The organism is Mesobacillus zeae (assembly GCF_003570705.1).
Taxonomy (GTDB): domain Bacteria; phylum Bacillota; class Bacilli; order Bacillales; family Cytobacillaceae; genus Mesobacillus_C; species Mesobacillus_C zeae.
Genome location: NZ_QWVT01000007.1, coordinates 58,332 through 83,454 on the forward strand (window position 1 = coordinate 58,332; position 25,123 = coordinate 83,454).

The 25,123-nt window shown below is 44.4% G+C and carries 23 protein-coding genes, 1 pseudogene, 1 riboswitch and 1 other annotated feature (1 of these 26 running past the window's edge); of the genes and pseudogenes, 10 read left to right on the plus strand and 14 right to left on the minus strand.

The window, feature by feature from the left end:
* Window positions 1-90: a binding site (T-box leader), on the minus strand; it reaches 125 nt to the left of the window's first position.
* A 100-nt stretch (window positions 91-190) separates the two neighbouring features.
* The 4 genes from D1970_RS02130 to D1970_RS02145 all read right to left on the minus strand — a co-directional run bounded on the left by D1970_RS02130 (window position 191) and on the right by D1970_RS02145 (window position 3,654).
* Window positions 191-1,189 (minus strand): NAD(P)H-dependent flavin oxidoreductase, encoded by a 999-nt coding sequence (locus tag D1970_RS02130; protein WP_119111233.1) that lies wholly within the window; start codon window positions 1,187-1,189, stop codon window positions 191-193.
* 465 nt (window positions 1,190-1,654) lie between these two features.
* Window positions 1,655-2,902, minus strand: a complete 1,248-nt coding sequence (locus tag D1970_RS02135) for an ATP-binding protein (protein WP_119111234.1) — start codon at window positions 2,900-2,902, stop codon at window positions 1,655-1,657.
* 113 nt (window positions 2,903-3,015) lie between these two features.
* Complete coding sequence (locus tag D1970_RS02140) at window positions 3,016-3,201, minus strand: hypothetical protein (protein WP_119111235.1); 186 nt, start codon at window positions 3,199-3,201, stop codon at window positions 3,016-3,018.
* A gap of 219 nt (window positions 3,202-3,420) precedes the next feature.
* Window positions 3,421-3,654 (minus strand): group-specific protein, encoded by a 234-nt coding sequence (locus D1970_RS02145; RefSeq protein ID WP_119111236.1) that lies wholly within the window; start codon window positions 3,652-3,654, stop codon window positions 3,421-3,423.
* 192 nt (window positions 3,655-3,846) lie between these two features.
* Here D1970_RS02145 and D1970_RS02150 point away from each other — a divergent pair, with 192 nt between their 5' ends.
* From D1970_RS02150 to D1970_RS22715, 3 genes are all read left to right on the plus strand, one after another.
* On the plus strand, window positions 3,847-5,427 hold the full coding sequence (locus D1970_RS02150; RefSeq protein WP_119111237.1) for an MDR family MFS transporter: 1,581 nt from the start codon (window positions 3,847-3,849) through the stop codon (window positions 5,425-5,427).
* Window positions 5,428-5,536: 109 nt separating this feature from the next.
* Window positions 5,537-6,487: a magnesium/cobalt transporter CorA gene (gene corA / locus D1970_RS02155; RefSeq protein ID WP_119111238.1), complete on the plus strand. Its 951-nt coding sequence runs from the start codon at window positions 5,537-5,539 to the stop codon at window positions 6,485-6,487.
* 134 nt (window positions 6,488-6,621) lie between these two features.
* A complete protein-coding gene (locus tag D1970_RS22715) occupies window positions 6,622-6,858 on the plus strand; it encodes a DUF3953 domain-containing protein (protein ID WP_246370241.1) in 237 nt (78 codons plus the stop codon).
* A 59-nt stretch (window positions 6,859-6,917) separates the two neighbouring features.
* On the opposite strand, the gene D1970_RS02165 is transcribed toward D1970_RS22715, so the two are convergent.
* The 6 genes from D1970_RS02165 to D1970_RS23330 form a co-directional block, all read right to left on the minus strand.
* Window positions 6,918-7,856: a magnesium transporter CorA family protein gene (locus D1970_RS02165; protein WP_119111239.1), complete on the minus strand. Its 939-nt coding sequence runs from the start codon at window positions 7,854-7,856 to the stop codon at window positions 6,918-6,920.
* Between the two features lie 250 nt (window positions 7,857-8,106).
* Entirely contained in the window at window positions 8,107-10,431 is a 2,325-nt protein-coding gene (locus tag D1970_RS02170) for a universal stress protein (RefSeq protein ID WP_119111240.1), read from the minus strand.
* Between the two features lie 65 nt (window positions 10,432-10,496).
* A complete protein-coding gene (gene kdpC / locus D1970_RS02175) occupies window positions 10,497-11,048 on the minus strand; it encodes a potassium-transporting ATPase subunit KdpC (protein WP_119111241.1) in 552 nt (183 codons plus the stop codon).
* A 21-nt stretch (window positions 11,049-11,069) separates the two neighbouring features.
* The gene (kdpB, locus tag D1970_RS02180) at window positions 11,070-13,103 is read right to left on the minus strand and encodes a potassium-transporting ATPase subunit KdpB (protein ID WP_246370252.1); all 2,034 of its coding nucleotides are present in this window, start codon (window positions 13,101-13,103) and stop codon (window positions 11,070-11,072) included.
* Between the two features lie 72 nt (window positions 13,104-13,175).
* The gene (gene kdpA, locus D1970_RS02185; RefSeq protein ID WP_119111243.1) at window positions 13,176-14,849 is read right to left on the minus strand and encodes a potassium-transporting ATPase subunit KdpA; all 1,674 of its coding nucleotides are present in this window, start codon (window positions 14,847-14,849) and stop codon (window positions 13,176-13,178) included.
* A 24-nt stretch (window positions 14,850-14,873) separates the two neighbouring features.
* Window positions 14,874-14,951 carry a potassium-transporting ATPase subunit F gene (locus D1970_RS23330; protein ID WP_374978529.1) on the minus strand — a complete coding sequence of 26 codons (78 nt, stop codon included), beginning with the start codon at window positions 14,949-14,951 and terminating at the stop codon, window positions 14,874-14,876.
* 410 nt (window positions 14,952-15,361) lie between these two features.
* A riboswitch (cyclic di-AMP (ydaO/yuaA leader) is annotated at window positions 15,362-15,503 on the minus strand.
* A gap of 213 nt (window positions 15,504-15,716) precedes the next feature.
* Between D1970_RS23330 and D1970_RS02200 the strand changes: the two genes are divergently transcribed.
* The 3 genes and pseudogenes from D1970_RS02200 to D1970_RS02210 all read left to right on the plus strand — a co-directional run bounded on the left by D1970_RS02200 (window position 15,717) and on the right by D1970_RS02210 (window position 18,100).
* On the plus strand, window positions 15,717-16,088 hold the full coding sequence (locus D1970_RS02200) for a Na-translocating system protein MpsC family protein (protein WP_119111246.1): 372 nt from the start codon (window positions 15,717-15,719) through the stop codon (window positions 16,086-16,088).
* A gap of 407 nt (window positions 16,089-16,495) precedes the next feature.
* Window positions 16,496-17,578 carry an NAD(P)H-dependent flavin oxidoreductase gene (locus D1970_RS02205; RefSeq protein ID WP_119111247.1) on the plus strand — a complete coding sequence of 361 codons (1,083 nt, stop codon included), beginning with the start codon at window positions 16,496-16,498 and terminating at the stop codon, window positions 17,576-17,578.
* Between the two features lie 102 nt (window positions 17,579-17,680).
* Window positions 17,681-18,100 (plus strand): annotated as a pseudogene (locus D1970_RS02210) (manganese catalase family protein).
* Window positions 18,101-18,234: 134 nt separating this feature from the next.
* Here the strand turns inward: D1970_RS02210 and D1970_RS02215 are convergent.
* Window positions 18,235-18,546, minus strand: coding sequence for a hypothetical protein (locus tag D1970_RS02215; protein ID WP_142920988.1), 312 nt, complete (start codon window positions 18,544-18,546; stop codon window positions 18,235-18,237).
* Window positions 18,547-18,716: 170 nt separating this feature from the next.
* Here D1970_RS02215 and D1970_RS02220 point away from each other — a divergent pair, with 170 nt between their 5' ends.
* Both D1970_RS02220 and D1970_RS02225 read left to right on the plus strand, forming a co-directional pair.
* Complete coding sequence (locus D1970_RS02220) at window positions 18,717-19,145, plus strand: cell wall hydrolase (protein WP_119111249.1); 429 nt, start codon at window positions 18,717-18,719, stop codon at window positions 19,143-19,145.
* 225 nt (window positions 19,146-19,370) lie between these two features.
* The gene (locus D1970_RS02225) at window positions 19,371-21,476 is read left to right on the plus strand and encodes a transglycosylase domain-containing protein (RefSeq protein WP_119111250.1); all 2,106 of its coding nucleotides are present in this window, start codon (window positions 19,371-19,373) and stop codon (window positions 21,474-21,476) included.
* Window positions 21,477-21,536: 60 nt separating this feature from the next.
* On the opposite strand, the gene D1970_RS02230 is transcribed toward D1970_RS02225, so the two are convergent.
* Window positions 21,537-22,484 (minus strand): ABC transporter permease, encoded by a 948-nt coding sequence (locus tag D1970_RS02230; protein WP_119111251.1) that lies wholly within the window; start codon window positions 22,482-22,484, stop codon window positions 21,537-21,539.
* The gene (locus D1970_RS02235; RefSeq protein ID WP_119111252.1) at window positions 22,481-23,413 is read right to left on the minus strand and encodes an ABC transporter ATP-binding protein; all 933 of its coding nucleotides are present in this window, start codon (window positions 23,411-23,413) and stop codon (window positions 22,481-22,483) included. Before D1970_RS02235 ends, D1970_RS02230 begins: the two co-directional genes overlap by 4 nt.
* A 198-nt stretch (window positions 23,414-23,611) precedes the next feature.
* Between D1970_RS02235 and D1970_RS02240 the strand changes: the two genes are divergently transcribed.
* Window positions 23,612-24,277: an FMN-dependent NADH-azoreductase gene (locus tag D1970_RS02240; RefSeq protein ID WP_119111253.1), complete on the plus strand. Its 666-nt coding sequence runs from the start codon at window positions 23,612-23,614 to the stop codon at window positions 24,275-24,277.
* Between the two features lie 55 nt (window positions 24,278-24,332).
* Here D1970_RS02240 and D1970_RS02245 read toward each other — a convergent pair whose 3' ends face one another.
* The gene (locus tag D1970_RS02245) at window positions 24,333-24,575 is read right to left on the minus strand and encodes a YiaA/YiaB family inner membrane protein (protein ID WP_119111254.1); all 243 of its coding nucleotides are present in this window, start codon (window positions 24,573-24,575) and stop codon (window positions 24,333-24,335) included.
* A gap of 190 nt (window positions 24,576-24,765) precedes the next feature.
* Between D1970_RS02245 and D1970_RS02250 the strand changes: the two genes are divergently transcribed.
* A complete protein-coding gene (locus tag D1970_RS02250) occupies window positions 24,766-24,918 on the plus strand; it encodes a YpzG family protein (RefSeq protein WP_119111255.1) in 153 nt (50 codons plus the stop codon).
* The last annotated feature ends 205 nt before the right edge of the window (window positions 24,919-25,123 follow it).

Sequence of the window (25,123 nt, forward strand, 5' to 3'; positions counted from 1 at the left end):
GCGTTTCACTTTCTGCTCCGCACCGGGCTTCCACCATCCCCGGTTCGCTTGGCCTTTGCCGAAAGCTACTCTCTTCTTCATTGATTTTTACTATTACAATATATTATCGCCATTATATCGAATATCATTCTTTTTTACCAGAGATTTTCTTCCTGTTTCGCGGATTTTTTTCTCAAAACTATTTTGCAGGCTATTTTACGTTTGCTCCCCGCAACTTTTCTGCACGTTTGTTTACGCTTTCAAGCGCATCATTATATTCCTGACCGAGCTGGTCGATAATGTCTGCTGCTGATTGTATCTGACGGATTGCCCCAACTCCATGCCCAGCAGACCAAATATCACGCCACGCCTTAGCATCTGTTTCTTTTTGCATGCTGTCAAAATTCACTTTATCTTTTTTCTTCAGCTGCTCCGGATCAAGTCCCGCCTTAACAATGCTTGGTTTCAGCATATTCGCCCGTACGCCCGAAAAAGCATCTGTCAGAATTAAGTCCTCCTGGCTTGCTTCCACAAGCATTTCCCTGTAATCCTCTGAAGCCCTGCTTTCTGTTGCCACGATGAACCTTGTGCCCATATAGGCAAGGTCGGCTCCCGCTGCCTGTGCCGCAAGGATGCCTTTACCAGTTGATATGGAACCAGCAAGAATGATGATGCCCTCCCAGAATTCACGTACCATATCAACAAAGGCAAAGCTGTTGATTTCACCAGCGTGCCCTCCGGCTCCGCTTGCAACGAGAATCAGCCCATCCACTCCTGACTCAGCAGCTTTCTTCGCAAACTTCACATCGCTGACATCGGAAAAAACAAGCCCTCCGTATCCATGGACGATTTCCACGACTTTTTTGGGGCTGCCGAGCGAAGTAATCACAAGCTCTGGCTGATGCTTCCTGATCAGTTCTAGTTCTTCTTCCAGGCGGCTGTATGAACTGTGCGTCACCATATTCATAGCCCACGGAGCGATTTTACCTTCCGGATTTGTTGCTCTTGCCTCGGTGACCGCTTTGCTCAGTTCTGTCATCCAGCTGTCCAGCACTTCAATCGGCCTTGCATTCGGAGCAGGAAAAGAACCTATAACACCATTTAAACAGCATGCTTTTACCAGCTCTGGCCCTGATACCAGGAACATCGGCGCGGCAATAGCCGGCAGAGCCATACTGTCCTGCCACGTTTCGGGAATACCTTTTCTCATTCTTGAGTCCTCCTGACGTTATTTCTAAATTTTCTGAATTAACTTTATTCCATCATAATTTATTTATCCAAAAATTACAAATGGAAAGAGGAAAAGCGAAAGCGTCCGTCTAGCGCCGTATAGACTGGAGCACAACCGACTGAGATAAAGGAAACACGAAGAGCACTAGCGATTCGATGTTGACTTATAACGCTTAGGGCAGGCACGTCCTGTGCGCAACGCCTTACTCGTACATCCTGTGCTTCGTCGTAGAGAGGTGGGCGAAGTCCACTAGGCGCTGGGCGCTGTAGCTGGACAAAGAAAAGCGAAAGCGCCCGTTTAGTGCCGTATGGACTGGAGCCAGCGGACATAGGATAGCGGGAGTCTTCAATGTAGAAAAGACTTTTTCTATTTATTGTTAAATGAGCCGAAAGGCAGATTTCCTGAACACCAAAAAGGATGCTGCAGTACAGCATCCCCTTTTCTCTATTCAGAAGCAGCTTCAGGAAATTTGAAGTAAAAGGTTGTCCCTTTGCCGACTTCGCTGTTTACCTTAATGGTTCCATCCATCGCACGAACGATACTGTAGACCACCATCATGCCAAGTCCCGTTCCCCTTTTTCCTTTTGTCGAATAATATGGCTCCCCGAGCCGCTCGACCTGCTCTTTCGTCATTCCCATTCCGGTATCAGTCACAATAACCGAGATATCAGAACGGTTAGACGTGACCCGTATCGTTAAATATCCGCCGCCCGGCATTGCTTCCACTGCGTTTTTCAAGACATTGATGAACACCTGATGAAATTTTTGTCGATCGCCTCTTAGGCAGCCGCTGCCGGTAAAAAAGGTCGCAATTTCGACAGAATTTTGATTGGCAAGCGGCTGGACCACCCGGATGACATGCTCCACTTCCTCGATGACAGAAAAATCATCTTGCTTCTCGATCGCCGGCTTGGCAAAAGTCAAATAATCTCTAATTACTTTCTCGGCGGCATCCAGCTCATCCCTGACAAGTGAAAGATAAATCTCCCTTTTTACTGGCGGAAGCTCGGCTTCTTTCAGCAGCTGGACGAACCCGCTCGCAGCGGCAAGAGGATTGCGAATCTCATGGGAAATTGCAGCTCCCATTTGTTCAACTGCCTGAAGCTTCTCTGCTTTGATAACCCGATTCCTAATTTCAATGTTTTTGTTAACAAATTCTATCAGATAGGAAATAATACCGATTCCAAGAGGACTGATTGCCAAATACGCAAACCACAGATCGTACCATTCATTTGGAGTATGGATAAATTCCATACACATTACAATGATAGCTCCGAGTAACATTCCTAGCAAAATAGAATATCTAATCCGATAATCAGACTTAAGTTTCAAAAACCATGGATGCATCCAGCGCAGCACAAAAGAAAATACAACGTATAAAATAAGGGTTTCAACAAATCCTGCATCCAAACCGTACAGCATCCTGATTCCGATGACGGCAAAAGCTAGCAAATATCCGTATTTCAGATATAGACCGCCAATGACAAAAGGAATGATACGCAAGTCACAACGGACTTCTGGGACAGGATTGTACGCCATATGTATGCAAAACCATATCAAAGCAACAAATCCGATAAAGAGCTTCGGCTGTGAAAAATTAAATTTTATTTTCCTGTCGAAGATCACAAGACAAAAAAATAACAAAATCATCATTAAAGCGAGGATATTAAAAAAATGCCTGGTAATTTCCATATTACACCTCCTAAATACAAATATAGGAAAATTTCACAAGATGATTCACCGAGAAAACAACAGGATATTTACCTGTTTTTCGACTAAAAGATAAGTTCTTCTTGGATAACGACTTAATGAGACGCAGACTTTTTATATTTTTCAACAAAATCTTTTATTTTCATTTTTATTACTTTTGTCCGCTCATCATTATGATTTTCAGCACCAAGCATATATCTTTTCAACAAATACTGGGCCGCTTCCTCAATCAGGACAAGTAAAACTATGAAAGCAACCGCAACGGTCATCCATTTGAGCATCCCTTCAGCCCCCTTCTAGTTGAGTAAACTGCATGATTATGTAATAACAGTATTTAGGAATATTTCGCCAAAGACTCGATTTTCCCCTGCTTTTGTCATTTGTATTTGGTTAGGTCGATATTTTCGCGAAGTTGATCGATATCTTTATTTTCTAGGTCGATATCTGGCAATTATGAGCCTTAAACGCAAAAAAAGCACCCCGCAGGCGCTTTTTCAAAATTATACATTTTTCAAGACCATATATAGCCTCTTGTTTCGCTCACTGCGCTCTTCTTCCGAGGCAAGGTCATATTTTTTGAGGAGGTGAAACGCTTGATTCAAGATATCCTGCGTGTGCTCTTCTGCGAAAAATTGCTGAAATAACGGACGCATTTCCTCCGGCAAATATGCTGCCTGTTCCTGATACTTCTTGCTGACATCCTCATGGCTGTGGTCGATCTTGCATTCACTCATTATTCTGCCTCCTTTCCATTCCTTCTTATACCATACCAAAATAGGATAGAGATTACTTCATAATGTGCATAAGACTTGGCACCATTTAGGCAAACTGTTTATTGACTGGCCAACTAGTTCAGGTTAAAATAACCTCCATCGTTCAACAATTAGATTGTATGAATGCATTTAGCTTTCAAGGAGATGTACAAAATGAAACACGGGAAACAAGAAATGAATAAACGGCTTGTCTTGACCGGCCTGATCATCGGGATGTTCTTTAGCGCCCTGGAACAGACGGTTGTGGGGACTGCAATGCCAACAATCATTGCCGAATTGAATGGATTTTCCATTTTCGCATGGGTTACGACCGCCTATATGATCTCTTCAACGACAGTCATCCCGATTGTCGGGAAACTGTCCGACCTTTATGGCCGGCGCGTGCTTTACCTTTTAGGAACTATCATATTTATCATCAGCTCCGGGCTATGCGCAACAGCAACTACCATGGAGCAGCTTATTCTGTACCGCGGCATCCAGGGAATCGGTGGTGGGATGATCATGCCACTTTCACAAACCATTGTCGGGGATATTTTCACTGCTGAGCAGCGGGCAAAATGGCAGGGTGTCTTTGGAGCACTTTTTGGCTTAAGCTCTGTCATTGGGCCTTTTCTTGGCGGCTTTCTTGTGGATACGATCAGCTGGCATTGGATTTTTCTAATCAATGTGCCATTCGGTCTTCTATCTGCCATCCTAATTTTTATTGGACTCAAACATGAAACGTTTGAAAAAAAGAAAAATGCGCCGATCGACTTTGGCGGGATTTTCACAATGATTCCGGCAGTTGTCCTTTTGCTCGGCGGCCTCACGTTTGCAGGAGACAAATTTGCGTGGGCATCCATGGAAAGCTTATTCATTTTTGGCGGTGCGGCCATCCTTTTGGCAGCCTTCCTTGTGATTGAAAGAAAAGCGCAAGAACCTGTTCTTGATTTATCCCTTTTTAAAAATCGTGTTTTCGCAACGACTAGCGGACTGGGATTCCTAATCGGGCTTGGCATGTTCGGGGCCATTATGTTCGTACCAATGTTCATGCAGGGAATTCTCGGCGTAACTCCAACCCGGGCTGGCTCAACAATGACACCAATGATGATTGCACTGATTTTCGCTTCCGTACTAGGGGGGCGCTTGTTATTAAAATTCCGGTTCCGAACTGTTTTAACCGCTGGGATGGCTATTGCGGTTGCCGGCTTTTACTTCATGAGCACAATGGGGCCGGATTCGAGCACACTTACTGCTTATTCATACATGGTCATCCTAGGATTTGGAATGGGGCTTGTTATGCCGACGCTAATGATTGCCATACAGAATGAATTTCCGAAAAACAAGCTTGGCGCTGTCACTTCTGCATCAACCTTTTTCCGGTCAATCGGAGGAACCATTGGTGTTACGGTCCTGAACGTAGTCATGAACCATTCACTCGAGAAAAACCTTGCTGATGTCATTGAGACTGAAAAAAATCCAATCATCGCCCAAATTTTAACCAAAATTGGCGAGAAAACAGATGCCTTATTTGGTATCCTGGTAAAACCTGAACTGCTGAAAGTACCAGCGGAAATAAAAAAACCTGTTATTGAAGGAATCGAAACGGCCTGGACACAATCATTCTCTACGGTCTTTTTGACTGGATTGATTTTTATCTCAATTGGCATAGTTGTTGCCCTGTCGGTGGGAAACGGGAAAATCAAGCGGGACAGCGATCTTCCCAAAGAACAGGAGAACGGGGCAGCAGAATAATGCTAAATCCCTGCAATGGTTTTATCATTGGCTCTCTAACATGTTAAAATAGGTCTTGTGCCAGCTCGACTGGGAAAAATGCATTCGTAAGCTGGGAAGGAGACCTTCTATGATTAGAACAATTGCTATCACCAAAGACGGAAAAATCGTAAAGGATGTTCCTCCAGAAATGCTTGTAAGAGGTCAGTACAACTGGTTCTGGGTTGATTTTGACGTGCCGGAAGAAACGGAAATGGCATTGCTGTCGGAAACCTTTCACTTCCACCCGCTCGCCATTGAAGACTGTATCCATACGCTTCAAAGGCCAAAGCTTGATTACTATGAGGACCATACCTTTTTTGTCGTACATAAGCTTGACCCTAAGACACTTGGAAAGGAAGAAGTCGATATTTTCCTTGGTGATTCATATATCGTTACCTACCATAATAAAAGTTCAATGGAAGTTGATGAGGTGTGGAACCGGCTTTTGCTGACAAAAACCTTGAAAAAGTGGAATCCAGGTCTTGCTTTTTACCATGTGCTCGATAAGATTGTCGACAACTATTTTCCGATTGTCTATTCATTTGAGGATGCTTTGAACGAACTGGAGGATAACAGTAAAGGAAAGTCAATGGAATTATTGCTTGATCAACTGTTTGACATCCGTCACGACCTTCTCTCCTTCCGGCATACAGTCGTACCCATGAGGGATTTGGTTTACAGGATGCTCAATTCTCACAGACTCACTACTGTGCTTAAGCAACTGGAATACTTCCATGATATTCATGACCATCTTTTGAAGCTGAACGAAATGACTGAATCCAATCGGGAACTGACAACCGACATCCGCGACAGCTACCTGTCAATGAATGCACATGAAACAAACCGGGTAATGAAAGTCTTAACCGTGATCACAACGATTTTCATGCCCCTCACCTTCATCGCTGGCCTTTATGGAATGAACTTTCAGCATATGCCAGAGCTCCAGTGGCATTACGGCTATTTCATGGCCCTTTTTGCAATGGCCACCATCGGTGGAGTCATGTTTCTCTTTTTCAAAAACAAGGGATGGTTTAAATAGGAGAGACTGGCCTCATGGCCAGTCTCTTCCCTTATATCAGTATTTTGTGATACGTGTCAAAGCTGTTTGCTTCTCGACATCAGAAAAGGCCCATAATATAATTATGAAAAATCAAAATTATGGAGGGTTCCTGCTTGTTAAAAATTTATATAAGAGTGACGGGGCTTATCGCAGCAATAATCGCCATTTTTTTGCTGATTGCGGACGGACGAAACACTTGGATTATGCCTTTTATGAGTTTATTTCTAGGATTAATGCTTTTTGGATTGGGGCTTTCAAAACTCAAAAATAAACATAAATTTTCAGCTTACAGTTTTTTCTTTATTTCTATCTTCAATTTATGGATCGCAGTTTATACTATTTTCTATTAAAAAGAAAAACACCCACAAATGGATGTTTTTCAAATTCGGCCATTTTCAGCCAGTCTCTATTAAAAGTATTTCTTTTTCCAAAATATAAATGCCGTCATCGTCGCCATGAAGAGCGCTACGATGAGCGTCATGAAGAAGGCGTACGGGTTATCAGCGAATGGTAGCTTTACGTTCATACCGTAGAAGCTGGCCACGATTGTCGGGAATGACAATATAATTGTGATCGAGGTCAAAAACTTCATGACGATGTTCAGGTTATTGGAAATGATGGACGCAAAGGCATCCATCATACCGCTCAGGATGGAGCTGTATGTGTCAGACATGTCAATTGCCTGAGTGTTTTCAATGATGACATCTTCGAGCAAATCTTTGTCTTCCTCATACATGCGAATGTAATTGAAGCGCATGATTTTTTCCAGTACCACTTTATTGGATTTCAGCGAGGTTGTAAAATAAACCAGGCTTTTCTCCAGAGCGAGGAATGCGTACAGTTCTTTGTTTTTCATCGACTGGTGCAGCTCGCGCTCAATCTCATTCGTTTTCTTATTGATTTGCTTCAGGTAACGAAGATAATAGGAAGAGATTGAGAACAGGATTTGCAGCGCAAACCTTGTCTTCTTATATGTGAAAAATTCCTTGATTTTGCTGTTTTTAAATGCTCCGAGTATTGGTGTATCCTTCAGCGATACAGTGATGATACATTCAGGTGTGAGAACAATCCCAACAGGAATCGTTTCATAAATGGGAAAGCCTGATTCATCATAGGTGAAATACGGATAGTCGACAATAATATAGACATTGCCGTCGTCCTTTTCGATTCGCGGCCGTTCTTCATCATCGAGCGCGTCTTGGATGAAGTCGGCAGCAATCCCAGCTTCGCTCGTAATCCGGGAAATTTCCTGGGAGGATGGCATTACCATATTCACCCAGCAGCCTTTTTCAATTTCATTTAATACCACTAATTCCTTTGTTTCCGTGCTTTTGAAAATTTCCAGCATTCCATTAACCTCCTCTCTGATAGGAGGAAGCCATCTTACCTTGTAAGAGTTGATATTCTTGCGGTATCCAAATCTATCAATTCAAAGATAACCCCGGCTCCCTCCGGCCTGGCGGGTTCAGGCTCTGACGAATAACTCAACAATATCAACTCCTTTTCAGCATCTTTTTATATCCTCTTACATCTTACTCCTCTAAAGGAAAAACGACAAACCATTTTTTTGAATAAGCCATTGGAATTTCATTGGTATATTAGGAATCAGCGACAACGAGCACATCCAGGTGTCGAGTGCACCTTAACAGTTTTTTCACGATGTTACCTCCAACGTAACCTTTTAGAAATGACTTGTAGGAATGGCCAATCACCACTTGAGTTACTTTTCTTTTCTCCATTTCATTTAAAAGAGGATTTACAACCCTCTTGGTTGTCCCGCTTTCAATGAGCATAAATATCCCCCCAAGATTTTCCGTCAATGCTCTCAGTTTGCCCAGCATTTTTTTTTCATCATTCGAAAACGTTCCCCTCTCTTTTGCATGCGCCACATACCAGACCGCCTTTAGCCGATATGCCATTCGAAACCCTTTCCTGACCAGCTTCTCACCGTCAGGGCGTAACGGGATGCATACAAAAATGGCTTCTTCTTTTCGCCATGGTCCTCTCATCCCTTTGTTCCTTTCCCAGGATTCGAGCCGCTCGTCTACATCATCCGCCAGCTCTCTCAATGCAAGCTCTCTTAAAGCGATGAGGTTGCCTAGTGAAAAAAAGTTGTTCAGTGCCTGATTGACTTTATCCCTCCGATATATATTCCCATCCTTCATCCGTTGCCTCAAGGCTTTGGGCGAGAGATCGACAAGCTCCATTTCATCCGCTTCCTTAAGCACATAGTCAGGAACGGTTTCACGTACCTTTACGCCTGTAATCTGCCTTATGGCATCATTTAGGCTCTCCACATGCTGAATGTTCAATGTCGCGATGACAGAGATACCTGCTGAGAGAATCCTTTCAATATCTTCATACCTTTTAGCTTTCAAGCTGCCAGGGATATTCGTGTGGGCTAGTTCATCGATCAGGGCCACCTCCGGCTTCCGTTCAATGATCGCTTCTGTATCCATTTCCTCCAGCAATACTGTTTTATAGGAGATTTTTTTACGCGGGATTGTTTCAAGGCCCTCAGCCTGTGCCTGTGTCTCTATCCGGCCATGCGTCTCAAGAAGACCAATGACTACGTCTGCTCCTTTTTCCTTTAAAAATCTTCCCTCCGCTAGCATAGTATAGGTTTTCCCGACACCAGGCGCTGCACCGATGTATATTTTAAATTTCCCGCGGTGCAGCTTTTCCAACTGCTTTTGCTTTTCTTCTTCCGATAACCTTTTAAAGCTTTCCTTTCTCCGCTGGTTTTCATTTTTTGCCGGCAGCAGTCTCTCTCCATACGTATCGGCACGGTCTGGGACAAGGATGACATCGATGTTTTTTGCTTTTTTCAAAATGTGGTTCAGGATTGACCCATGAAATGCTTCCTGGAGGCGGCTTTGCTTGGAGTGCCCCATTACAAGCCTTGTGGCACAGCTTTTTATTGCATACTCCACGATTTCATCCGCAATATGTTTTTGTACAACCCGTAATTCGGTAATTCCCGCATCAAGTTTATCCGCCAACTTCTCCAGGGATGCTTTGAATGCAGCCTCTTCCAATGTGAGCTTTTTATTTTTCGGCAAGAAACAAGCAATCACGAGTTCTGCACCAAGACGTTTGGCAATTTGATGCCCTCTCCTCACGAGAATGGATCCGTTCCAATGATACTGTGCAGCCACCATGATTTTCTCAGTTGAACCACTTGCTCCTTTCATCCCTCGGCTGATGCGGTACTCTTCAAGGTCGGCATGAACTTCCCCGGCCAGCACCCGCAGGGAAATCTCTCTCAGGATTGCAAGATGTTCAGCCCTTCTCATGATTATTTCGGGTATATCACCGTTTTTCGATATTTTGATATTTCCTTCCTTTGACCTTGCGAAAATGGATTCAGGCGATACATCAAGCAATTTGACTTCATCAGCAATTTCTAGGATGGAAATAGGGAGGCGGCAGCTTTTCACCTTGATGCCTGTATGTGAATGGACTAGTTCCCCAACCCTTTCTAGATCGGTGATATTCATGGTGGCAATGACGGAAATATTTGCGGCAAGAAGTTCCTTCACATCCTCAAGCCTTGTTTTATTTCTCGCACAGGGACGGTTCCTGCCGGCAAGCGTATCGATGAGAACCACTTCAGGGTTCGTATCGAGCAGCCGTTCCAGGTTGATATCATGGTTCTCCCGTCCTTTATGATTCCAAATCACAGGAGGAAAGATTTCAAGAAAACCAATTTGGTCGCGCAATCCGGGATAATCAAATGTATCAGCAATCCCTATACAGGTTGTAATTCCTTTGGCCGCAAGCCTGTTACCTTCTTCCAGCAAATGAAATGTTTTTCCTGCTCCGCTGACAGCCCCAAGAATGATTTTTAGGCTGCCTCTGCCCATTTTTTCCTGGGCAGCCAAATATGCTTTCGCAGACTTTCTGCCAAACTCCTCATTCACAAGTTTTCCCCCTCTTAAAAAAATGGTAAAAAGGAGAGGTGTAATCCTCCCCTTTCTCACCGTATCTATTTTTCATCAAGACTTCGATTAAGCATCAGTACATTCACTCTAGGCTCTCCAAAAATGCCTAGCTGTCGGCCTTCCGTCTGTTCTTTGATCAGCTTTCTTAGCACTTCTTCCTGTATGCCCCGCTCTTTGCTGATACGAGGAACCTGTATCAAAGCGGCAAGCGGCGAGATATGCGGGTCAAGTCCCGAACCTGAATTTGTCAGCAAATCTGCCGGAATGTCTTCTTTTTTCACCCCTGGATTGGCAACGAGGAAGGCATTAATGTCGTCTTTTGTCCGTTTTGCAAGCTCCTCATTGGAAGCAGCATAGTTATTAGAGCCAGATCCCGCTCCGTCATATTTGATGGAAGAAACACGACCGCTAAAATATTTTGGTTCGTTAAAAGCCTGGCCAATCAATTCCGATCCCCTCACTTTACCGCTTTCTTCGATTAAGCTGCCATTGGCCTTCTCAGGCATAAGCAGATTCGCTGCGCCATTTACAGCCAGCGGATAAACAAGGCCGCACGCAAATAGAAGCACAAGGACAATTCGCAAATTCTTAAACATAAAATTCACCGCTTTCTTTATTTATAAAACAAATGCAAGAGCAAGGTCGATCAGCTTGATACCGGCAAATGGCACGACCACTCCGCCCAGCCCGTAAATTAAAAGGTTCTTTCTTAATAGCTTTGTTGCACTCATCGGCACATATTCGATACCTTTCATGGCGAGGGGGATGAGAATCGGTATGATGACAGCGTTAAAGATAAGCGCCGACAGTATTGCACTCTCCGGTGTCTCGAGCCCCATCAGATTCAATGATTCCATTTCGGGTATGGCCAAAAGTAGCATTGCCGGGATAATGGCAAAGTATTTTGCGATATCATTCGCGATGCTGAATGTCGTCAGCGCCCCCCGTGTCATGAGCAGCTGCTTGCCTATCGCAATGACTTCTATGATTTTCGTCGGGTCGGAATCAAGATCGACCATATTGGCCGCTTCTTTTGCAGCAGCCGTACCGCTGTTCATCGCAACTCCTACATCTGCCTGTGCGAGGGCAGGGGCATCATTCGTACCGTCCCCTGACATTGCAACGAGTTTGCCTTCCCCCTGCTCTCTGCGAATCAGCTCAAGCTTGTCTTCCGGGCGGGCTTCAGGAATATAATCATCGACACCTGCCTCTCTAGCTATTGTTGCCGCTGTCAGAGGATTATCCCCTGTGCACATGATAGTTTTGATGCCCATTTTGCGAAGTTCTGCAAAGCGTTCCTTCATTCCCGGCTTCACAGTATCCTTTAAATAGACGAGACCTAGGATTTTATTCCCATCCGCCACCGCCAGCGGTGTTCCCCCTTCCCTGGCAATGCCTTCCGCCAATTTGTCCATGTCACCCGGGATTGTTCCTCCAAAGCTCTCCACATATCTTCTTACGGCATCGACCGCCCCTTTCCTGACAGCTCTTCCATCGGGAAAATCCGTACCGCTCATGCGCGTTTCAGCCTTAAATTCGATGCCTATTGAATTTTTAACAGTCGGCAATCTCTCACCAAGCTTCTTAGATAGCCCGATGATCGACTTTCCTTCCGGCGTTTCATCGTGAAGCGAGCTTTCCGCTGCTGCCTCGCTCAGCTCCCCTATGGAATAACCGCCGCAAGGGATGAATTCAGAAGCCATCCTGTTCCCATATGTAATGGTACCCGTCTTATCGAGGATGAGCGTATTGATATCACCTGCGGCTTCAACTGCTTTGCCCGACATGGCAATGACATTGAATTTCGTAACCCGGTCCATTCCGGCGATCCCGATGGCGGAAAGCAGCCCTCCAATCGTTGTGGGAATCAGGCAGACAAGGAGCGCAATCAGCGTTGATACAGGTATGTGCACATCCACATAGGAGCCGATTGGGACAAGAGTCGCGCAAACGACGATAAAAATAAGCGTGAGGCTGATCAACAATGTGTTCAAAGCAATTTCATTAGGTGTTTTCTTTCTCTTCGCCCCTTCGACCATACTGATCATCCTGTCGAGGAAGGACTCTCCCGGCTCCGCAGTGATCCTGATTTTGATCCAGTCACTCGCCACCCTTGTGCCTCCAGTGACGGAGCAAAAATCTCCACCTGCTTCTTTAATGACAGGTGCCGACTCCCCAGTGATGGCAGACTCATCGACTGAGGCCACGCCTTCGATGACTTCGCCGTCTCCAGGAATGATATCATTCGCCTCGGCAAGCACAATATCTCCCTTCCTAAGCTCCGGCGAGAAAACCGGCACGATGGAACCATCTTTTACGAGCAGCTTCGCCTCGACATCGCGCTTCGATTTTTTCAGGCTCTCCGCCTGTGCCCTGCCCCGTCCTTCAGCAAGCGCCTCGGCAAAATTTGCAAACAGGATGGTGACAAGAAGTATCATGGATACTGCGCCATTGTAGATCCGGTCTGACGGTTCGCCGAATATCCCTGGAAAAACAGTAAGTATCAAGGTGATGAAAAAACCGGCTTCAACTGTGAACATGACCGGATTCTTGATCATCACCGCCGGATTCAGCTTTATAAACGCTTCCACGATGGCTTTTTTAATGGTTGATGGGCGTTGACCGGATGCTGGCTCTGTCCCCGGCAGCATCACCGGATTTTCGATTACTGCTTTATTAGAAGTATCCATTTCTCATAAACTCCTTTTCAATTTCAATTAGCATTAGCGAAGTGTCAGCGCATCTGCCACAGGGCCAAGCGCGAGGACAGGAAAGAACGTCAGCGCTCCGACAACAAGGACCGTTCCAAGGAGGATCGCCATATATGTGCTGTTATCGGTTTTGAAGGTACCGATTGTTTCCGGTACAGGTTTTTTCACCATCATTGATGCACCGACTGCCAGCATGGCAATGATGGAAAAATATCGTCCAAACAGCATAACCAAACCTGTAGATATATTCCAAAAAGGTGTGTTATCGCCAAGTCCTTCAAAACCAGACCCATTGTTCGCAGCAGAAGAAGTAAATTCGTACAGAACCTGTGAGATGCCATGGTAGCCTGGATTGGATACTGCGGCTGAGCCCATGCCTGTCGCAAGTGCGATTGCCGATGGAACTAGGATGATCAATGGATGGATAAGAATGGTGATGGCAATCAGCTTCATTTCCCCCGCTTCTATCTTTCTCCCCAAGAATTCCGGTGTCCTCCCAACCATCAGCCCAGCGATGAAAACGGCAAGGATGCCATACATCAGGATATTGATGAGTCCTACCCCGTCACCGCCAAACACGCAGTTTAGCATCATTTGCGCTACCGGCACCATTCCTCCAAGCGGCGTCAGCGTATCATGCATGTTGTTGACCGTACCTGTCGTGGCAGCTGTCGTCACGGCTGTGAACAATGTGCTTTGGGCAATGCCAAATCTTACTTCCTTCCCTTCCATGTTCCCTTCCTCCTGGGAGAGTCCAGCCTCTTGTAATGCCATGTTCCCATAGGTTTCGCTGATGTAAGCAACAGACAGGAAACCTAAAAACATGATTGCCATCGCTCCAAACAACATCCGGCCAGTCTTCTTTCTGCCGCTCATGCTGCCAAACGCGAACGGTAGCGATGCAGGGAGGAGAAACATGGACAGAATCTCGATGACATTAGAGAGCGGCGTGGGATTTTCAAAAGGATGTGAAGAATTGACTCCAAAAAAACCACCCCCGTTGGTCCCAAGATGCTTAATCGATTCAAGCGCCGCCACGGGCCCTCTCGCAATTTGCTGCACGTTTCCTTCCTGGGTCATAGCTTCCACATTCGGACTCAAAGTCTGCGGAACACCTTGGGACACGAGCAGCATTGATACAAGAAAGGATAAAGGGAGCAAAATTCTCGTATGCGCCCTGACGAGATCAACATAAAAGTTGCCAAGGCTTTCTTTCCCTGTCAGCCCCCTGATGAAGGCCATGCAGACCGCAAGGCCTGTTGCAGGTGTCGTGAACATCAAAAACATAATTACCATCATTTGTGACAAGTACGTGAGCCCTGACTCCCCACTGTAATGCTGCAAATTTGTATTTGTCAAAAAGCTTGCCGCCGTGTTGAAGCTCAGCAAAGGATCCATGTTTCCAATCTCATTCGGATTTAACGGTAGAAAGGTTTGCAGGCGAAGTATCAGATAACCCGCTCCGAACATGACAAAGTTGCTGATGATGACTGCCTTTGCATACTGTTTCCATGTCATGCTATCTCCTGCTATCCCTCCGAGCCTGAAAATAATACCTTCTATTTTTCCAAATCCTTTATCAAGCTTCGTGCTTTCCAGCGAGAAAACAGCAGCTATGTACTTCCCCATTGGAACGGCAAGTGTTACTACCATGAGTAGAACAATTCCGGTTTGCAATAAATCCATTTGTCTATTCCCCCTGCTAAATGATTAATATTTTTCCGGATGGAGCAATGCATCTAATAGATAAAGAGACAATGCTCCGGTGATGACTGCGAGTACCGTCATTTTTCTCCGCTCCTTTCCCTGTTGATAATCGAGTCGCAAAAGCTGATGAACCCAAGGAACAGACCTAGGCTCGCCAATGCAAGCAGAATGGAAACAATGTCCAACCTTTTCACCTCCCGTACATTCTGGTTTTTTGCAGATCCTTTCTGGAATACAAAAAAGACCAGTGCGCACTTTTCCAATTAGTGAATACAGGTTGAGACCGTCATTGCGGAAACTCATCCTTACATCCATGTTTGAAAAAAGTATGCACTGGTCTACTTAACGCCAGACGGGTGAATGCCCTTCATGCGTTCTGTCTCCCATGCAGCCTCCTTTAATAGGCATAGCAAAAAGACCTGCTATTCGCCAGACTGCTCCTCTGCTGCTCGCCGCAACAAAAAAAGCCCCCTGGATAAGGCGGTCTTTTGGACCTCCTTCGCTTTAGCCGACGAAGTTAGCTGACGGGTAGGATGGCGAAAGAGCATTCTCATCCCTTCTGTACTGTGTACAAAATTAACCCCAATTGATTGGTTCCTCCGCTCTCGTTTCGAGATTAGGCCGAATTAAGCTGTTAGAGGAAATATTAACCTCGTATCCTTTTACTTGCAAACCGCAAAAAGCCTTAATATTTCTCATTTTCGAAAGATTCTTCATCAATTTCTATGTTTATCTCTTAAATGCTACGTTTTTCTCACTATCTTACAGCATTGACAAATTTCAAGAAGAGTCAGTAAGATAGTTGGCAATGATTATTATCACTTTTTTCCAATGGAGGATATCCTTATGACGAACGTTAAAAAGAAGCTCGAAGCCGACTTGAGCGAGGCTTTCATTAAATTTCAGAGAGAACTCATTGGACGAGGCCCCCAGGAAACCAAGACTTATATTGTCAAAGACATGGTGATTACAAGGTTCAAAGGGGTATTGACTGTTGAAGAAAAACACCTCGTACAAAATGAAAACGGTAAAAAACTGGTGAAGCAAATGCGGCAGCTCTTAAGAGAGATGTACAGCAAGGAATTCGAGGAAATCGTGGAAAGACACACAAAATGTAAAGTTATCTGCAGCCACAGCGACATCAGCACAAAAATTGGGGAGCGGATTGAAGTGTTTATTTTGGAAAAAGATCTTGAGAAGTATTTATGCCAAGACTAGAAAGGTTTCTGATACAGTAGGCTTTTACAGCATTCAAGGTTCATATCCCTCTCGTCTCTTTCGCTATTGATACGGACTAATGGTTTTTCGCCTAAAGTTTGTGGGAATATCTGAAATCTAATAAGGGCAGTACATAAGTGTCAGACCTCCGATTCCAGCTAGAAAATAGACTGTACTGTCTTTTCCTCGTTCAATGCTCCCTCACTTAAACAAAATAATTGAATGCCGCGCTATGCCCCAAAGAGAATCCTCAGATATTCCGTGATAAATAAGCAATCATATAGGTTCCACATCATAAACTCTTTATGTGTCATATTATTTTTAGATTCTTCTTACCAACGATGTAATTACCAATCAATAATAGAAAGTTATGATTCTTATAAATAACGCTAAGGAGATGTTGTTTAATGAAAAAAGGCCATTTTCTTAAACAGATGGGGATTGATTATCCCATCATTCAGGCCCCTATGGCAGGCGGAGTCACGACGAATGAATTGGTGGCAGCTGTTTCGAATGCTGGAGGGCTTGGCATGGTTGGGGCAGGCTACCTGAATCCCAGTCAGCTCTCGGAGCAAATTTTATCCATCAGGGAAATGACAGACAAGCCGTTTGGTGTTAATTTATTTGTTGCGTCTACAGTACATATTGATCAAAAGAGAATCAACAGATCCCAAAAGTTGCTATCCCCTCTCGCAGAACAACTTGGAATTGAAAATAACAGTGCTCCACTTCCTTCACAGGAAGAAATTGACTCAACCTTCCGACAGCATATTGATGTCCTTTTGAAAAAAGGTGTACGCATTTGTTCCTTTACATTCGGGATTCCGGAAGCAGAAGTCATCCAAAAATTGAAAACGGAAGGTGTCTTTGTGATTGGAACAGCAACTACGGTCGAAGAAGCATCCCTAAATGAGAAGGCAGGAATGGATGCTGTCGTCCTGCAAGGAAGCGAAGCCGGCGGGCACAGGGGGACATTTGCAGCAGCTCCAGAAAAGGGGCAAGTCGGGTTAATGTCACTGATTCCGCAGGCGGCAGACAAGGTTGGAATTCCGTTGATTGCCTCTGGCGGGATCATGGACGGTCGCGGTCTGCTCGCTGCAAAAATTCTCGGAGCTTCCGCAGTTCAAATGGGGAGTGCTTTTCTAGTATGTAACGAAAGCGGAGCTCATACTGTACATAAAGATGCGATTTTGCAGGCCTGTGACGATGGTACCATCCTGACCCGCTCTTTTTCCGGAAAGCTTGCACGCGGAATCAATAACGTATTTATTCAATCTTTGAAGGGTTACGAAGAAGAATTCCCGGAATTTCCGGTTCAAAATACCTTAACGTCAAAAATACGAAAAACAGCTTCGCTCCAACAGAATCCTGATTATATGTCCCTATGGTCGGGCCAATCCCCCCTGCTCGCCCGACCACTATCCGCAAGTGACCTCGTTTTAAAGGTGATGGAGGAGGCAAAAATAGCGGAGAGGGATTGGATGAAATAATTACAAATTTTAATTTTTCTGTTTCCTTCTGCGACATGAGGAGATAGTCCTATTTAAGGCCAAAGCCATGGCCCGAAAGATAAATCGATGGGAGGATACCAAATGTTTTATCATGTAAAACAGCTGCAATTCGAGGCAAAACCAGACAGGCCCGATCCGCTCTATGCGAAAAGCTCCAGGAATTAATCGGCGGGCAATATGGAGAAATGAGCCCGGGCCTCCTACCACCAAAATCAGTGGGCTTCTTCAATCGCAGAGATTGAAGAAAAAGAAGGCTTTCTTGTTCCATGGACTTTCCCTCGTAAAAAAGAACGTATGGATGTCGCCTACAAACTCTTCAATTTCTCTGAAGGGGAAGATAGCAGCACAGGACGATGGGTATAAGGTACAAGCATCGATGGGCAGTGCGCATTTGAATATGTTCGCTATCCCAAGCCTGAAGGCGAAAAACCAATGCAGAAGCCAGCTCCATCCAATCTGCACAACACCCTTCCGGCGGATGGAACAAAATTCAGTCAATAAAAAAAATTTGAGAATGGGGCCTGTTGGCTCCTTCTTTTATTGTTGGTATTTTTTTTATAAAATTAGTGAGTTATATGGAGGCATGTTAAAAATAATTTACAGTTTGGTGCGTTTTTCTCTGCAAAGTTGGTTATCTAAATTCCTATATATTGTCTAATTGTCCGAATGAGTAGGATTCTTGTCTTAATCAATCCGTTTTTTGTCCGAATCAACTGCTTCCTTGTCTTAATCAACGGGATTTTTGTCCGAATCAACTGCTTCCTTGTCTTAATCAACGGGTTTTTTGTCCGAATCCGCCGTTTTTGTGTCCGAATCACTCCATTATCGCTACAAGTGATCGATTTTAGCCAGCCAAGTAGAGCCGATTTACTGCATTCTCCCAAAATGGTGGCCATTCTCCTCAAAAACTCTCTGATTCTCCGCGAAAAATGCTTGATTCTATCCATATTTAGCTTCATTCTCCCCCATCAAAGCTTCATTCTCCTCGATAGACAATTATTGTAAAAAACCCTCCAAGACTAACCCATCTTCCCCGCACCAAAACCAATTTCATAATGCTGGTCATAGCCTAAGCTGTCACACCATAAAATGAACTAAGCTGAAGAGGAGGTATAGCATGGCAGTTGTGAAGGCAAGAACGGCAGATATTGACCTATTGGCCAGGCTGCTCAGGGCCGAAGCAGAAGGCGAAGGACAACAGGGCATGCTGCTTGTAGGCAATGTCGGGATTAACAGAATCAGGGCTAATTGTTCTGACTTCAAAGGCTTAAGAACAATCCCCCAGATGGTCTATCAGCCACATGCTTTTGAAGCTACTATCAAGGGATACTTTTACCAGCGGGCACGCGACAGTGAGAGGCGCCTCGCAAAGCGTGCTGTCAATGGCGAAAGGTTGTGGCCTGGGAGGTTCAGCCTCTGGTATTTCAGACCCCCCGGAGACTGTCCTGCCCGTTGGTATAATCAGCCGCTAGTAGGCCGATATAAACTTCACTGCTTCTATGAACCAACAGGAACAGAATGTGAAAATATTTACAACACTTTTTAAATTAAGGATGAAACATCCGTTGATCGGCTGTTTCATCCTACAGTATAGTTTACATAATAAAATTATTATCAATATATACATAACATCATTTTCAAAATTTTCCACCTTATCATCTTCCAATACCACTTTTTGATTGAATCATTTATAATAAATGAATCATAAGTTCTGCACATTACAACCAGCCGGCTTCTTTTTAGCCACTGGCGGAAAAAGTTGGGAGATACTATGGGGAAATTAAATACGCTGTGGGAGGCTGTTGTCCGGTTTTGGAAACGGAAGCATCTTACCCAAATACTTTTGCTTATTGGACTAGTTGTCGTTTTGCTGACAATCCTCTTTTTTGCCTTCATTGCAAGCCAAACGGATGTCCAAAGCCTTAAAGATGGATTGAAAGAATCTACTGTAATATATGACAAGGATGGAGATGTCGCCGGAAAGGTTGCGACGGACCGACTTGACGGTGTCACATTCAATAACATGCCAGAACATGTGCCAAATGCCGTCATCGCCATTGAGGACGAGCGTTTTTACCAACACAACGGATTTGATGTAAAAGGAATCGCAAGGGCCTTTTTTGGCAACCTATTTGCAGGCCGGATCACTGGAGGCGGAAGCACTATTACGCAGCAGTTGACCAAAAATGCTCTCCTCTCGCCTGAACGCTCGTATAAACGAAAAATTGAGGAACTTTTCCTCGCAGTCGAAATAGAAAAAGCTTATTCAAAAGAAGAAATCATGGAGATGTACCTGAACCAGGTGTATTTTGGCAGCGGTGCCTGGGGAATCAGCAACGCATCCAAAAAGTATTTTAACAAGGACATTGGTGATGTGACGGTCAGTGAAGCAGCAGTGCTAGCAGCACTCCTTCAGGCACCGTCTGCCCTTGATCCGTATGAGCATTATGACAAGGCCATGGAGCGGCGAAACGTCGTGCTTGGCAAAATGAAGGAACACAAGATGATCAGCAAGGAAGAATATGATCAGGCCATCAATGAAAACATCGAGTTAAATGACGGAGGCGGAAGCGTTGTAGACCGAAAATATCCATATTATATGGACGCAGTTCTCGATGAAGCTATCGATGAATATGGACTGACACAGGAAGAAATCCTGACACGGGGTTACAAGATTTACACAGCCCTTGATCAAAATTTACAGACAAGCCTTGAAAAAGTTTATTCCGAGGACTGGAATTTCCCTGTCGGCCGAGGCGGCGAGCTTGTACAGAGCGGCGGCGTCCTTCTTGACGCACAGTCGGGCGGTGTTCGTGCACTTGTCGGCGGGCGCGGTGAACATGTCTTCCGCGGTTTCAACCGGGCAACCCACCTGAAGGCGCAGCCGGGATCGACAATGAAGCCGCTCGCAGTTTACACGCCAGCTCTTGAGGAAGGCTACAAACCAACCTCCATCCTGCAGGATAAACAAACTTCTTTTGGTACCTATGAGCCTCAGAACTTTTCGAGGACCTATTCCGGCGAAGTTCCGATGTACGAGGCAGTTGAGAAATCGTTGAACGTTCCCGCTGTCTGGCTTCTGGACAAAATCGGCCTGGACAAAGGGGTTGATTCGGCGCAGCGGTTTGGAATCCCAGTGAAAAAAGAAGATGAAAACTTGGCTCTTGCACTAGGAGGCCTCCATCATGGCGTTTCGCCGTTAAGAATGGCTGAGGCATTCTCTGTTTTTCCAAATGAGGGTGTTCGTAAAGATGGCCATCTTATTACGAAAATCGTCGGACCCACAGGAAAAACAATTGCCGAACATGAAGAAGAAACAGTAAAAGTCACTACAAAACGAGTCTCAAGGGATATGACATCCATGCTTCTGAATGTTGTCGAAACAGGCACAGGCAGAAGGGCAAATATACCGGGACTTGAGATTGCAGGGAAAACGGGATCAACCCAACTCCCTTACAGTGACATTGATGGAACAAAAGATCAATGGTTCGTAGGGTATACACCGGAACTTGTGGGTTCTGTCTGGCTCGGATACGACAAGACCGACCGTGAACATTACATGTCGAGCAGCAGTTCTGAAAATGTCGTTCCCCTCTTCCGGAAAATCATGGAGCAGGCTTCTCCTTACCTGGAAAAAACAGAGTTTGATGTTCAATCCATCAATGAAAAGAATGCAGAGAAAGATAGCATAGATCAGGATTTTAAAGAGAAAGCAAAGGAGCTCGAGAAAGAGCTTCGTGAACGGGCAGGAAAAGTAGAAGATAAAATTAAGGAAGAAGCACCGAAGTGGAAGCGAGTCATGGAAGAAGCCAAGGAGGATGCGAATTCACTCGGCAGTAAAATAAAAGAAAAACTAAAAGGTTTAAATGGTCAATAATAAACAGAAACAAAAAAACAGCCTTGCGCCAAAATGGTGCAAGGCTGTTTTAACATTTCTCTATATACTGATGTCCCTTTTCTGGAAGAAAACAAAAGTAACAACGATAAAAATTAAATAGTAGACACCGAGAATCCCAAGCGACATCGGCAAAGTAATGTTTCCCATGATTTTGTCCTGAAAGGCAAAGATTTTCAAGTCAAGATGCGGGAAGATCAGAAATTTAGCCCATGTATACTTGTCTGCAAGCATAACGATTAAGCCGCCGACGGTTGACGAAAAGAATAGAACAAAGATTCCGATTCCCACGGCCAAGGCCTGGCTTTTGAACAAGGTTGACAGCATGAATGCAATCGTCATGATAACAAAAAGGCTCGGGAGAAGATACAGTATCTTCATGAAGAACTGAGGGCCAGCCTCGGCTATTTTTTGTCCATCCAGCGTCATTTCATACATCTTCATGTTGAAATCACTGTTTCCGCACAAGATGATGCTGATTAAATATCCTGAAACAACGAGCACTGCGACCATCATCAATGCGTAAAGAACCATAGCTATATACTTGCTTAATAGGACGCTCCATCTTCGGTGAGGCCGGATGAGCAGCTGTTTGATTGTGCCATCGGAAAACTCTGCCGAGACATTCGCACTGCCGACAATCACGACAAACAAGGTGACAAGCGAACTGACACCCATCACAACTTCATTCATAAAATGCCAGCTTGTTTTGGAGTTAGGATCGATATTTTCTTTTAAGTAGTATTGCTTTTGTTCGATTTCCCTTTGTAAAAATTCTTTTTCCCCTTTATCCTTAGAGGATTTTACCTGTGCTTCGAGCTGGGTTACTTCCGCCTTCATCTCGCTACGCCAATTAGGATTAGAATCCTCAGTAAATTTCACATAGATAATCCCACCGATTAAAATGGCGAGGACGATGGCAACCATATAAATCCAGCTGGCTTTTTTGCCGAATATTTTCATCATTTCGTTTTGAATTAACCCAATCATGCTTGATACGCCTCCCTTTCCTTTCCGGTAATTTCAAGGAAACGCTCCTCAAGCGAAGCTTTGACATTAATGATTTCATAAACCAGAATTTCATTCTCGACCAACATCCGGTTGATTTCAGGGATGGTATCCCGTGCTGCTGATATAGATAGACGCTGCAGCCCCTTTGCCGCAAGTCCAGCATCCGGAAAATATCTCCGGACCAGATCTGCTGCCCGGACAGAATCATTTACTTCAAACTCGACATCATGAATGTCCGTCTCTTTTTCCTCATTCATAGACGAAATGACAACGAGTTTCCCCCTCTCTATGATTGCAAAACGATCGCACATTTGCTGCATTTCTGACAGCAGATGTGACGATACAAGAACGGAGGTCCCTTCATTGGCAAGCTTTCTGAGATATTCCCTGAATTCGCGGATTCCCTGCGGGTCAAGCCCATTCGTCGGCTCATCCAGGATTAATAGTGATGGTTTATGTAATATTGCCTGTGCCACGCCTAGTCGTTGTCGCATTCCTAGGGAATACGTTTTGACTTTATCATGGATCGCTTCCTCAAGTCCGACAAGCTCCGTCACTTCCTTGATTCGGCTGCCTGGAATGTCTGAAAGCGCCATGCGTTCATAATGGCGGAGGTTTTTGTAACCGCTCAAGTACTTATAAAACTCTGGATTTTCAACGATGGCACCAAGATTGTCCATTGCCAGCGTGAATTCATCGTCAAGGTCGCGGCCATTGATGATGACTTCCCCGCCTGACCGGTTAATTAGACTGACAATCATTCTGATGATCGTTGTTTTCCCGGCGCCATTTGGTCCGAGCAATCCGAAGATTTCCCCTTTTTTCACTTGAAAACTGACATTATCGACAATTGTCTTTTTGCCGATTTTTTTCGTCAGTGATTTTACTTCAAGGGCGAAAGATGACATGTTTTTCCCTCATTTCTATTCACAAAAGTTTCCTGCAGATATATATACGATAAAAAGCAGCCTTTAGTTTCACATTTATCCATATTTTCCATAATTTCATCCAGTGTTCACCAAATTCACGGTTTGTTCATGATTCAAGGTAATATTTTCTTCTATAATTTGACTAAAGGAAAATATTTATAGAATTGGGTTGATATCATGGCAAAATTGCTCTATATTACGGCCAATCCAAAAGGATCCGGGCTTTCAAAAGGCCTGCAAATTGGTGAAGCTTTCATTGAGCGCTTTGCAGAAGAGAAGCAGAACATCGAAATCACAAGGCACAATCTTTTTCATTTTGACATCCCTGAAATGGATGCGGACCTTGTTTCTGCACGCGGAAAAATTGGCGGCTATGGCATGACGCTTGAACAGCTAGAACCTGTTGAACGTGAGAAAATCATTAAAATGCATCAACTCGCAGATGAATTTGTAAAGCATGATTATTTTGTGTTTGTATCTCCAGTATGGAATTTCGGCTCTCCTGCTGTCCTGAAGGCTTACCTAGACAATCTCTTTGTCCACGGGAAGACGTTCGCTTTTACTCCGGCTGGTGCCAAAGGTCTTTTAACGGGGAAGAAAGCCATTCACATCCAGACAAGGGGTGGTATTTATTCATCAGGACCTTTAAAAGAACTAGAATCAGGAGACCGTTACTTAAAAATCGCACTCACATTCCTTGGTATTGAAATGTTGGATACCGTGTTTGCAGAAGGGCTGGACCATTTTCCGAAAAAGGTTCCTGAAATTGTCGCTGCAGCAAAGGAACAAGCACGAGAAGCAGCATGCAAAATGGCGCATATGACTGCAAGGAGCAATCTATAGATTGAATAAAAAAACCGCCGGAAGAATCCTGATTTCAGGACTTCCAAGGCGGTTTTTATTTAGGTTCCACATGATGCTTTTGGAATTCACTTTCATCCTCTTCATTATCGCGGACAACTTTTGCTACTGTAAATGATGAAACAATGATGCCTACCATTCCCATCAGATAATAGCCTTTAACCATTAATGGTTCTTTCAATGTATAAAGGCCAACAAGATTCAGTCCGCAAAACAGTATCAGCCCCAACCATGCAAGCATAGTAAAAGCGGGTGTGTTTCTTCTTCTTACTCTCGCCATTACAAAATCAACCTCCCCTTCCAGTATTTATAATATATCGACAGTGGTAAAATGTCTAGATTTTTTCATGAATTAAACGTATTTTCTGTTTAAGGATTAAGGGCATAATCCCGGCGGTTTTGACAGATGCTAAGTAAGATATTCTGCAGAATATCAGCATGTTCCAAAATCCATTCCTGAGGTGATTTTGATGAGTTACAGAGATCATTTAGATCCGCAATCGAAACTTTTCCATTATCCATGGACAAGGCCGAAGCACCTGAACTCTCAGGTTAACGGAGAGACGCGTGTAACACTCAATACAATCATTGCCAGAGGAAATGCCAAAGCACATCGTTGGTAAGGAACTTGCATCAAGAATGAGGAAAGACGCAGGTTTGGCGTCTTTCCTGTTCTTACATTGGTGAAAGGGGACTGGCTGCTCTTGAAGGTTATGAAAACATTAAATGGCGGTCGCTAAAAATACCGTGTATACAGCACTTTGAGTATATTTGGAGTCACAAAGAAATAAATCGCATCATTCCTGGAAACTGGAGTACCGGGTATAT